General features: G+C 39.9%; 7 protein-coding genes. 1 reads left to right on the top strand and 6 read right to left on the bottom strand.

Going from position 1 to position 11,657, the window contains the following annotated elements; translation table 11 throughout:
- Positions 1-46: 46 nt before the first annotated feature.
- Positions 47-2,929, top strand: a complete 2,883-nt coding sequence (locus tag HWQ40_RS05915) for a CHAT domain-containing protein (protein ID WP_292775551.1) — start codon at positions 47-49, stop codon at positions 2,927-2,929.
- 298 nt (positions 2,930-3,227) lie between these two features.
- Here the strand turns inward: HWQ40_RS05915 and HWQ40_RS05910 are convergent, their stop codons facing one another.
- The 6 genes from HWQ40_RS05910 to HWQ40_RS05885 all read right to left on the bottom strand — a co-directional run bounded on the left by HWQ40_RS05910 (position 3,228) and on the right by HWQ40_RS05885 (position 11,141).
- Positions 3,228-4,991 carry an iron uptake porin gene (locus HWQ40_RS05910; RefSeq protein ID WP_292775548.1) on the bottom strand — a complete coding sequence of 588 codons (1,764 nt, stop codon included), beginning with the start codon at positions 4,989-4,991 and terminating at the stop codon, positions 3,228-3,230.
- Positions 4,992-5,594: 603 nt separating this feature from the next.
- Complete coding sequence (gene pabB / locus HWQ40_RS05905) at positions 5,595-7,874, bottom strand: aminodeoxychorismate synthase component I (RefSeq protein WP_292775546.1); 2,280 nt, start codon at positions 7,872-7,874, stop codon at positions 5,595-5,597.
- A gap of 571 nt (positions 7,875-8,445) precedes the next feature.
- Positions 8,446-9,906 carry a hypothetical protein gene (locus tag HWQ40_RS05900; RefSeq protein WP_292775544.1) on the bottom strand — a complete coding sequence of 487 codons (1,461 nt, stop codon included), beginning with the start codon at positions 9,904-9,906 and terminating at the stop codon, positions 8,446-8,448.
- Positions 9,907-10,005: 99 nt separating this feature from the next.
- The gene (locus tag HWQ40_RS05895; protein WP_292775637.1) at positions 10,006-10,191 is read right to left on the bottom strand and encodes a potassium-transporting ATPase subunit KdpA; all 186 of its coding nucleotides are present in this window, start codon (positions 10,189-10,191) and stop codon (positions 10,006-10,008) included.
- Positions 10,192-10,247: 56 nt separating this feature from the next.
- The gene (locus HWQ40_RS05890) at positions 10,248-10,646 is read right to left on the bottom strand and encodes a hypothetical protein (protein WP_292775542.1); all 399 of its coding nucleotides are present in this window, start codon (positions 10,644-10,646) and stop codon (positions 10,248-10,250) included.
- Between the two features lie 129 nt (positions 10,647-10,775).
- Positions 10,776-11,141 (bottom strand): TrkA C-terminal domain-containing protein, encoded by a 366-nt coding sequence (locus HWQ40_RS05885; protein WP_292775540.1) that lies wholly within the window; start codon positions 11,139-11,141, stop codon positions 10,776-10,778.
- Between the last annotated feature and the right edge of the window lie 516 nt (positions 11,142-11,657).

Here is an 11,657-nt window from a genome sequence, read left to right as displayed (position 1 = left end):
ACTTATCTAAACCGAATACCAGATCCAGAGATTGCGGAATTAAAATATGAAATCCCCAAAAAAATATCTCAAGCTCTTACTCTCTAAACCTTTACGACCACCATTCGCGTTTCGCTTCTCCCAAGGGGAGAAGTTTCGAGCAGCAGATTCCGCCACTCGAATTTTTTTATCTGCAAAGCTAATTCACCTCTTCACCCAGCAATACCAAAAACTAAATCGCCATCGATTAATTAAAGTATTATTTTTAGCAAGTCTCATAATTTGTTTATTGTTTGGACAAGTTGTATCTGCACAAACTCCAAATGTCACTGCACTAGTTGAACAAGGAATTAAAGACTATCATGCCGGAGATTTTGTTAATGCTATAAAAAATTGGCAAGAGGCATTAAATCAAGATAAAAATAATCCGTCAGTTACAGCAGTTGTAAATGAAAATTTGGCGCGCTCCTACCAACAAATAGGAGAAAGCAAAGCAGCGATCGCATCGTTATCGGCAGCAATTAATGACTATAATACAGTGAATAATATCCAGCAAGTAGGACGCATGAAGTCAGAACTTGCCCAAGTTTACAGCAATTTAGGGCAACCTCGCAAAGCGATCGCACTTTTGTGTGGCAAACTAGTAGATAAGTCGAAAAACTCCGAAAATAAACTAAATCAAGAAGAAAAATGCACTCCAGAAAGTGCCGAACAAATCGCCACCAAATACAACGACAAACGCGGTCATGTTGCAGCTTTGGGTATTCTCGGTGAAGCATATCGCTTAATCGGAAGTTACGACCAAGCAATTAAGTATTTAGACACAGCGCAACAAGTTGCTCTCGAATCTAAATTTTTGGTGTTTAATAGTTTGGGTAATACTTACAAAAGTCGCGGTCAATTGCGAGAGTTACAAGCAGATTCGGCAAAGAAGGCTGGTATTTTTAGTAAAGAAAAAGAATTTATTCAAAATTCACAACAAGACTACGACAGAGCTTATCAATATTTTAAAAATAGTATAAAACTCGCCCGCAACGAAAAACAACCTTTAGCAGAGATGCGGGGATTATTAAATTTCATTCAGTTGGCTTCCCAGACAAATAAGAGCAAATTTATTAATGATGAGGAGTTTAACAAAGCCCTTAAGGATGCTTTAAAAGTTCTCGAAGGTTTGCCCGATTCTGCCACAAAAGTCTATGGCGCAATTGATTTAGCATACTTGCAACGCGATGCTCAAGGAACTTCACCCTTTATCTACTGTCCAACTCATCTGGTTTTATCTGGGGACAACGAAGCATTAAATTTACTCGAAAACTCAGTATTAACGAGTAAAAAACTACAAGATAATCGCCTAATTTCTTATTCTAATGGTGCTTTGGGCCATTTCTGGGAATGTAGCTTAGATAATGAAAAAGCATTAAAAAATCAGAAGGCATTAAAATATACCCAAGCTGCTATCATCGCAGCAGACAGCAAGTTGAGTGCAAAAGATAGCTTATATTTGTGGGAGTGGCAAGCCGGACGGATTTTAGACGAACAGAAGCGAAAAGAAGAAGCGATCGCATCTTATCAACGAGCATTTGATACCTTAGAAGATATCCGCCAGGATATTTTGACTGCCGAACGAGATGTACAGTTTGACTTCCGCGATGTCGTTCGACCATTATACCGGACATTGGCACAATCGCGGCTCGATTTGCTAGGAGTTGGGGCAATTGCAGACGAAGGACGTGCGAAGGAACTATCGAAAGTAGTTAACACCATCGATGCGTTGAAACTCGCAGAATTACAGAATTATTTTGGCAATGATTGCATTTTAAGTGGGTTGAATCCCAAACAGGTGGGTGAACTCCTCGAAGATAATAGTGTAGCGTTTAAGAATACTGGCTTTTTGAGTTCAATAATTTTAGATGGCAAAACCGGGATATTATTGCAGTTACCCAATCAAGCAACTAAATTTAAGTGGATTGAAGACCCCAATCAACAAGGTGAGAAAATAGTTAGCAGCGATACCCTACAGAAAAAAATTGCCGAGTTTCGCACCGGACTAGTTAAAAGAGAAGAAATTAACTACGATACAACAATTGCATCACAGCTTTATGATTGGATAATTCGCCCTTTTGCTGAAGATATCAAACCGCAGAAAGTCAAAACTCTAGTATTTATTCAGGATGGCTTCTTGCGTAGCGTTCCAATGGCGGCACTTTATGACAGCAAACAACACAAATATTTAGTCGAAACTTACGCAGTTGCGACAACTCCCAGTTTACGACTTAACACACCTAAACTACGCGATCGCAGTACGCAAAAGGCGTTAATTTTGGGTTTGACAAAAGAAGCAACCATCGATGGCAAGACTTTTGAACAGCTTTTTGCAGTTCCCGATGAAGTCAATGCAGTTGAAAGTATATTCCCCAATCATACCCCCCTGATTGACGATAATTTTCTCCCCGAAAGTTTTCAGCAAACACTTGACAAAACTACATATCCCATTGTCCACATAGCTAGTCACGCTCAATTTGGGATTATTCCTGAAGACACCTTCATTGTCACAGGGAAAAACCAAAAACTTACCATTAGCCAATTAGAAAACTCACTGCGAAACCTCAACAGCAAATCAGATGGCGTCGAACTACTCATGCTAACTGCCTGTGAAACCGCAGTTGGCGACGATCGTGCCACACTAGGATTAGCTGGAGTTGCATTGCAAGTTGGGGTTAAAAGTGCGATCGCATCTTTGTGGAGTGTTACCGATCAATCGACATCCGAACTAGTGAAAACATTTTACGCCAACTATCGCAACACTGGCATGAGTATTGCAGAGGCTTTGCAAACGGCTCAAATCAGAATGATTCATGCTAAGAAATTACCGCCATCTGAAGGTGTCAATATCATGTACGATCATCCTGCATATTGGGCACCAATGGTTGCGATCGGTAATTGGCTTTGAAAAAGATCCCCAGTACCGCAAGGCAAAAGTCAAAAGTCAAAATAATTGTATTTTAAGCGTCCCATTAATTCTGAGAATTAAAAGAACGAACCGCATTCGCGCAGCGTCTCGTTAGAGAAGGACGCAAAGAGCGCGAAGGTATTGAGTATAATACCAAGTTGCTAAAGTTAGTATTGTTTGGAATCTAAGTTGCTCCTTAACTAGCTTTTAAGCAAATAATACACGCCTTTATTCTGTTTCGATAAATTACCATAGGGACGCATAACTATGCGTCCCTAAAGCAAATTGCTGTAAACCTTTAGAAGGTGAAAGTTGTTCTCAGCGTACCGATAATTGCATCATCGTTATTGCTGTTTTGACCAGGAGAGGTCAACCAGATTACACCAGGGGTGATTGAGATGTTATCTGACACGCGATACTTGTAAAAGCCTTCAAAGTGATAAGGTATATCATTACCAGTACCAGCAAAAACTCCTCCTCGGTTACGGGCATAAGGTTCTGCACCAGCAAAAATCCCTAAAACGTTACCCTTTTTACCAAGGTCAGGTAAGGCTACCCCAAGACCGTAGCTCCAAGCTTCATAATCATCACCAGCACCAAAGCCTGTGATATCGTGGTAAGAAATGAAGCCACTAACTGACAGTTTGTCGCTTGGTCTGAAAGCTGCTTCTATACCGTAAGAATTACTGGAAGATCCGTTTAAGGTAGTTAGGGTGTTAGCTTGATTAGTACCTACAACGCGGTTAGCACTACCCAAACCACCACCTAGATCGAATAAATTACCACCTCCAGCACCATGATAACCGTGAACGTAGGTAGCAGCTATAGATAAGCGATCGCCAACACTAAAGTTCAACTGTCCCAAAGCTGCATAGTTACCTTCTAACAAACCTTGATTTGGCCCAGGATTATTAGCATTTGATGCCAAGTAGCCTATAGTCAGTGAACTTGGTTTGAAAAAACTGCCACCCTTACCAAAGGGTAAAGTCAGTGCCGCACCTGCACCACCACCAATGCGATAAATCGGACTTTCAGAAGCAAAAGTAGACAAGGCACCATTACCACCATCAAAGTCCTCAAAATAAGGGTTGTTAGTGGCAACATAATCGCTATGAATACCTCCGGTGGCCGCAAAGTAAACTTGGGCTGGGCCGATGGGTACGTAATACGCTAGCCAGTCGATAATGACACTGTTGTTAGTAGTGCTGCCGATTTGAAATGTTTGTGTGCCTTCAGCAGTATTGATCCCAACACCATCATTTCCTACTTGTGTAAAGGCTAGTGCATTACCGGCTGCAAGACGGGTGTGTAAAATGTCTTTACCCGTAAAGCTGGTTTGCAAGTCTAAACGTACCCTATCCTGGAAGACAGTATTATTTACATCGCCAGTATTATTGCCAAAAATATCAGTAACGGCAAAAATAGCTTCACCCACCAATTTTGTAGTAGTGGAAAACTGATTAGCTTCTAGTTCAGCAGTCCGTGCTTCTACAGAATCTACTCGACCGCGTAGAGTTGCCAGTTCTGCCGAGAATTCCTCTTGCAAACGCTGGAGAGTCGCCAAATCCTGTTTTGTCACCAAGTCAGCAGTTGCTGTCGCAATCAGTTCATTAACTCGATCTAAACAAGCATTCAAACCTGCGGCAAACTCATAACGAGTCAGTGCCCGATTGCCACGGTAAGTAGAATTTGGGTATCCAGCAATACAACCGTAGCGCTCAACCAGGGATTGCAAAGCTTGGAATGCCCAATCAGTCGGCTGTACATCAGAAAATTGAGAAACTGATGTGACTTGAGACAGTGAATTCTGGTTCTTGCCTTCGTTACTGTAGCGATTAACCTCTTCTAAAACCTTATTTTCATCAGTCTTTTGGGCAACCAATTGCTGATTAACTTTTGGTTGCTCTGTTTGAATGAATATTGAAGCATTAGCAGCTATTGGTTTTGTATCTTCAGAAGAACTTGCTACTTCAGCAGCAGCCATAGCCTTAGCGGAAACCAACACCGTCACTCCCAAAACTACTGGACTTAGTACCAAAGTTTTCCACAATAGATGAGACATTTTTATTTTCCTTTCCCAAAAAATAACCAAAATCAGTTGGTTCAAGAAAAAGAGAACAAGTGATTATTCTACTTGTTGGGAATCTTATCAGATTGCTGTTACCTAAGCTATATATCTAAGAAAATTTTTACATATAATGAATTGTCAAGTTTTGCAGATGGCTTATTTGCCAAAGGTTGAGTTTATAAGGTAATTTCGCTCGATTTTGTGCTATTGATGGACTTTAGCTTCTTGTTTTTAACCCTGATTTGCAGTAGTTGCTTTTTATCTTTAAATTTATTCCTGAATCAAGAAAGTGTATTTATATATGGGGTTTTGATGATAAATTAGTAATTATTGATTATTAATTATTTTGAACCTCCAACCTGCCGAATGTCGGATAAATCAATACCGTTCAGTTAAGCCCAAAATCCTTAGTAAAGACACAAAATTTTACTTTTTACCGCTGCGCTAACGCATCTCTACAGTTTGAAAATCAGTACCAAATATCTTTACCAAGAGGATTTGGATATAAATATTAATGTAAATAATCTTTAATAGTAGCTAGTTTTGTGTTGGGATAGCGACCCCAAATACATCTCAATGTTTTATTAAGCCCCTGATTTAGGCAGGTAATTTTTCATAACTATCGGCAGTTGTTGCTTCTAATCCTAGAATCGGATACATATCTGGTTCAGATGTTCCGTGCATCGTCAGAAGCAGAGCGTCGATTAAGGCTTTGGCTTTAAGCAGCGTTTCCTGAAACTCCATCTCCGGCTCAGAAAGGGCTATAATTCCACCACCGATACCAATGGAGGTTTGATTGGGAGTCAAAACAGCAGTCCGAATCACAATATTCAAATCGGCTGAACCATTCAAGCCCAAAAAGCCGATCGCACCTGAATAGACTCCCCGCGCCTCTTGTTCCAAGCGATCGATAATTTGCATGGTGCGGATTTTGGGCGCACCAGTCATCGATCCTCCGGGAAATGCAGCCCGCACGCAATCTACCGCTTGTAAATCTGAACGTAACCGCCCGTGTATCGTTGTCACCAACTGATGTACTGTTGGGTATGTTTCCACATCCATTAATTTTGGTACATGGATGCTACCAACTTCACAGACTCGTCCCAAATCATTGCGTAACAGATCGACAATCATCAGATTTTCAGCTCGGTCTTTTTCGCTGTTGCGTAGCTTCTCACGGAGGACGAAATCGGCTTCAGGGGTTTCTCCTCGTGGTAGGGTTCCCTTAATAGGCTTAGTTTCTACCCAACCTTGGCGATCGATCCGTAGAAACCTTTCTGGAGATGAGCAGGCGATCGCAATCTTACCAAAGCGTAAAAATGCAGAGTAAGGAGCCGGATTTATTTTACGTAATGTGCGATAGAACGTCAATGGGTCAGGGGTTGCATCGGTGTAAAGCTGATTTGTCAGGCAAACTTGATAAGTTTCTCCTTCGTGAATTTCGTCCAAGCATTGCTGAATATCTTGAATGTAATTTTGGTAAGTACGACTCAAGCGGAACTTAACAGGCTGACAATTTTCTTGAGGTACGAGAGAAAAAAAAGGATCTAGAGTTTCGAGTTGTTGTTGGATAGTATCAAACCAAGTTTCTACTTGTTCTGTTTGTCCTTTTTTGATTAATTGCAGCAAATAAAGACACTGTTCTTGATGATCGATCGCAATCATGCGATCGGCAAGTAAGAAAATTGCATCAGGTAATGGTGAAGAATGCACCAATAATGATCCACACTCCGCCTTAAGTTCATAGCCAAAATAGCCAACAAATCCACAGTTAAAATCAAAAGGTAACTCATCAGATTCACAAAATCGGCAGTCTATTTCCCCCTTCAAATACTCAAAAATACTTTCGGTGCGATGAATCACGGTATCTGACTGTGTGATGATAAGTTCTTGCGTTTTGGTATGGTATCGCACCAATAAACTGTTTGCTCCGCTGCCATCACCCAAAAACGAGAAGCGAGATAGACCAAGTTCTACACGGCTGCTATCTAGCCAAAAAGCGTTTGCTGCATCCCCAAACAGCTGTACAAATATTTGTTCTGTATTTGGGCAGATATCTAACTTGCGTGTATACAATTCAAAGTTCTCTTCCTGTTCTTCTCTACGAGACGCTGCGCGAAGGCGGGGTTGATCCATAACAGGAGTAACAGATCCATATCCAATCCAATATTGCTTTTGTGGACTTCTTGACTCTGCCAATAGGCTTTCAAGCCCCGCCCCTTGTGGGTGGCTCCCCCTCCTGCCTTCTGCCTCCTGCCTCCTGCCTCCTGCCTCCTGCCTCCTTAACGATTTATCTGTAAATTGCAGCGTAATATCTCGAAAGTTTGCTAGTAATTTTTGCCCATATTCTGTACAGATAGACTCTGGATGAAACTGCACGCCCCAAAAAGGTAGATGGCGATGACGCAATCCCATCACCAGTCCTTCTTCAGTCCAAGCAATTTTTTCTAGACACTCAGGTAGTTCATTAGCAACTAACAACGAGTGATAACGCACCACAGAAAAATTACTAGGAATACCTTGAAATAATTCTGAATTATTATGATAAATTTTACTGAGTCTACCGTGTCGAATTTCCGGTGCATGAATCACTCTTGCACCATGTAGGTAGCCAAGTCCTTGATGCCCCAGACAGACTCCCAGCAAGGGCACATCCACATTCTCAATTATCTGTCGGCAGACTCCAAAATCTTCTGATCTTTCTGGACGACCGGGGCCAGGTGAAATCACAATGTTGTCAAATGCAATTTCTTTCAATTCATCCCAGTTAAGGCGATCGTTATAAATTACTAGAGGTAGTTTACCATTTACCTCGGCAATCATCTGGTAAAGATTAAAGGTATAAGAGTCATAGTTATCAATAATTAATGTTTGCATACATACTTAATTAACGACTGTATAGAACATTTTTGCAATTACAATAGCACCTAGATAATTTATCTGCTACTTTAAATTTTCGGTTCTATCTTTGTTAATAAGTTATGTTGTCATACACTTTGCAGTTCTTGATTTTGGTTAAGCTTGTCCTGACTGCCTGTAAAGTATCCTAGCATAAGGTATTTCCAACAAATAAATTATCTAATCTTGTAGGGTGGGCAGTATTCGACTCAGCGCTCACGTCGAAGTCCTGCTCACCCTGAATATGAGATGGGTAAGAACACCCATATCACAAGAAAATTTGGGATATTTTTTATTTGGAAGTCCCTAAGTATTGAAATAATATGTCTAAGTACAGCTAACCCTGAAGTTCGTAGCGAATGGACTCAAACAAACTCTGCGCGACGGCAGTCGCTACAACGGGGGGAACCCCCGCAACGCGCTGCCTCCCCTCTGCGTTTAAACTCAAACCCTCAATTGGTCAAGAATTTACGAAACTGTGTACTAAGAGAATTTCCCTGGATGAAGAATCGTAAAGTCTTGCAGATGGCTTGTTTGCCAAACGTCACATTTATGCAAGAATTTCACTCGATTTTGTCCCATTTCTAGACTTTACTTTCTTGTTTTTAACCCTGATTTGTGGTAAATCTTTTTTATCTTTGTAAAAGTAACAGATTTCTACTAGACTTGGCCATATTTCTAGAGAACCGTGAAATTGGCTAATAACATCATCGATAATTCTGGAAACATTTTGCTGAAAAAAGTCTGGTTCAAATCCATAAAATACTCTCGATAAATTCTCAGCAAATAATTGAAGTGACTGCTTACGTTCTTCATTATGAGTAGATATTGAAGCTTTGACTACCTGTCTGTGGATAGCAGAGATTTTTTCCAGGATTTCCTCAGAATCTTGTAAAGTGACTTCGCCAGAGTAATCAAACTTGATTCCCAAATCGTCAAGATGATAAACACTGTTTTTAATCTTCTTTTTCAGCAAGCTACATATTTCTTCATTAAATAGTTCGCTAGCTAGAGGATTACGCATATAGTTATTTCTAATATGGTTTTGGACAGCATCAACGTGTGCAGCTGCAATCCCTTCTTGCTGTATCCAAATCCTGTAGATATAATCCTCAAATCTGAGCCGAGTTGGAAAAAAGGGTGGTAAACCTAGCTGATTATCATATCCAGCAACTCCACAATCCATTCTCCAGTTTTTGTTAGTAATAACGGGTCTAAAATTGGTAAGAATATAAAAATCATTCAGGTCATTGGGACTAATTTGGTTCTCATCATTGAGATACATGTGAATAAAATCAAGTGTATCGATATCATTAGTTCCTGTGCGAAAAGTTTGGGCAATCTTAACGATCGCATTATTCAATACTCTCCCCGGTTGTAATAAAAGGCTGTTTTCTCGAAAGTAACCTTTAGTTGTATTGGTTTCTAAATCCATTGCTGTATCAAGAACCAATTCTCCAGCCTCAAAGTTTTCTGGTACATGGCTGGCTTTTTGACCTAGAACATCACCAAATGCTGTGAGTAAGTCAAAAGATTTATGGACGAAGCCGCCTTGTTGATTGCATTTGATTAATTTTCCTCGACATATTTCATCACCTGATAAAGATTCTGGGCTAGTTTCAATTAATGCATCTGGGCGCATATCATCATCTGCACTAACCATTAAATGTCCAAGGGTATACATGAGTGTGAAGTTGCGATTTCCTCCATAACTAGGTCGGAATAAGTTTTTGACTAGTGATTCTAGCTTGCGATCGCGCAGTCTTTCGTTTAAAAATGTAATAAATTGCTCTTTCTGCTGGGGGCCGACATAAAACACGTCATTGACTGTCTTAGTCTGCTCTAAAAGTGGATAATATTTTTCGTGGTTGGCAATGCTAGAATCGTCAAAAATGATAATTTTTAAAGCATGACCATTCGCCCAGAAATTCTCATCATATTTTTCGATAGTCTGTGCTACATCTCTCAGTCGATGAGTCGGAATAACAAATACTGTTTCTTTTTGTTTCATAAAATTTGCTTAGTTTTTTCAAATGAAGTTTTAAGAATTAAAATTTAAACCGATAAATCGCTACCAATTCCCAGTTTATTTCTACTGTCAACGGACTTTCTAAAGTGCTTCTATTTTGTCATAAGTGGGTATTCCTAAATCGCTGGGGTTAAACGGTAGGAAGCTCTGAAAAATTAGCAGTAGTAACGCCAAAACTGCTATTGCTGTATTGCTGAGTAAGAGAGCGATCGCATATTCTATACCAGTCATACTCTTTTGCGGTTTAATATCTATGAGGAGATAAATTAAGCATTGGGAAGCATGGGATAAAGCGATCGCTTTATGTATAATGATAAACTCACCTATTTAGGGCTGTAGTCAGAGCAATTGAGTGCTTGTTTTGTTAGAGCAGTGGTAGGATGTACTGCACACTTGAGAAAATAGTTATTGTTAAAAAATTGGCATTTTTTACAGGTATGTTGCTCTAAATGTTTGATACTTACTACTTCGTCTTTATCTTGTGCCGTATTTTCTGGGGGATCTTCTAGTGCCTTGCAGACAAATGAAACCAGAAAAACGACAATTGCCCAAACAAACATGAAGGAAATGTGAGCCAAAAACACTGCTACAAAGGGAATGTCTCCGTTATCTGGTTTGGTGTCACTATGTGTTGTCTTGGTCAGGTTAGCTTCAATCAGGGTGGACTGATGAACACTTTTTTGGGCGGATACATAAAGTCGGAAAAACTCCGAAGTATGCATATTAAAAACCTTTAGTTAGTCGAACTCAGATTCAGTAAAGTTAGGGAGGCAGGAGGTAAAAACATATCTTCTTACTCTTGCCGCAAGCTCAAACTTTTTTCTACCTTTCTTCGGTAAATGTTCATCTGTCTAATAATATGTGGAATTGAAAGTACTTGATAGGTCTGAGTAATCTGAATTAACAGATTTATTGTCTGTTGCTCGAGCTTCCAATAAGCAACTGTTGAGGGAATAATAAACAGAATGGATTTTTTTAAGAGTAACTTTGAGAGCGGGAACCATCATGGGATGGGTTGCTCTTGCTAAAATGTAATCTCCGACGAAAATACTAGGATTATCTATTGCTGAAATGACTTGCTCTCCTCTTAAAATCCCTAGAAAAACACATTGATTTGGTAACTGAATATCAGTTAGATGAATACCACAGTAAATGCTATTTGCTTGGATTAAACCACCAAATAGGCTTGGTTCTAAAGCTTTTTTGTTTTTTAACACAAAATATTTTTTAACTCTAATAGTATTGTGCAATAGTTTGCATTAAAAAATCACTTCTCTATGGTATATTTTGAAGATATATAAAATGTATTAATTAAATAAAATACGTGTTTATTAATTAGCTAAACAGGTATATATTTAGAGATATAGATTTGATTTATCTCATGTCCGGTTGATTAATTATTAAACCCGAAGAACCCCACCCCGCCAAAGCTATGCTTTGTCTCCCCTCCCCTTAGCAAGGCTACGGTGTACACACAAGTCTGGAGTAGTTTACCAGTTTACCAATCTGGTTTTTACCCCACCCTAACCCTCCCCTTGTAAAGGGGAGGGAACTAGATTTCTTTTTCCCCCCAATGCATCGGGAGGATTAAAGGGGGTAATTCGACTTGTGTGTACACGGTAGCCCAATACATCGGGGGATTGAGGGGGGGTAATTTGACTTGTGTGTATACCATAGCCTTAGCAAGGGGAAGGGATTAAGGGGAGCCAGTGCGGTCTTGGGGTCTCCCCAAG

Origin of the sequence: Nostoc sp. NMS9, from assembly GCF_017114995.1 — a bacterium.
GTDB lineage: Bacteria > Cyanobacteriota > Cyanobacteriia > Cyanobacteriales > Nostocaceae > Nostoc.
Note: the sequence above shows the minus strand (reverse complement) of the source record. Positions and strands in the feature narration are given on the sequence as shown.

What these genes read in the sequence shown, in the direction of transcription:
- HWQ40_RS05890 (WP_292775542.1), bottom strand. Translation starts at nt 10,646, where the DNA reads ATGCATACTTCGGAGTTTTTCCGACTTTATGTATCCGCCCAAAAAAGT.
- pabB (WP_292775546.1), bottom strand. Translation starts at nt 7,874, where the DNA reads ATGCAAACATTAATTATTGATAACTATGACTCTTATACCTTTAATCTT.
- HWQ40_RS05910 (WP_292775548.1), bottom strand. Translation starts at nt 4,991, where the DNA reads ATGTCTCATCTATTGTGGAAAACTTTGGTACTAAGTCCAGTAGTTTTG.
- HWQ40_RS05900 (WP_292775544.1), bottom strand. Translation starts at nt 9,906, where the DNA reads ATGAAACAAAAAGAAACAGTATTTGTTATTCCGACTCATCGACTGAGA.
- HWQ40_RS05915 (WP_292775551.1), top strand. Translation starts at nt 47, where the DNA reads ATGAAATCCCCAAAAAAATATCTCAAGCTCTTACTCTCTAAACCTTTA.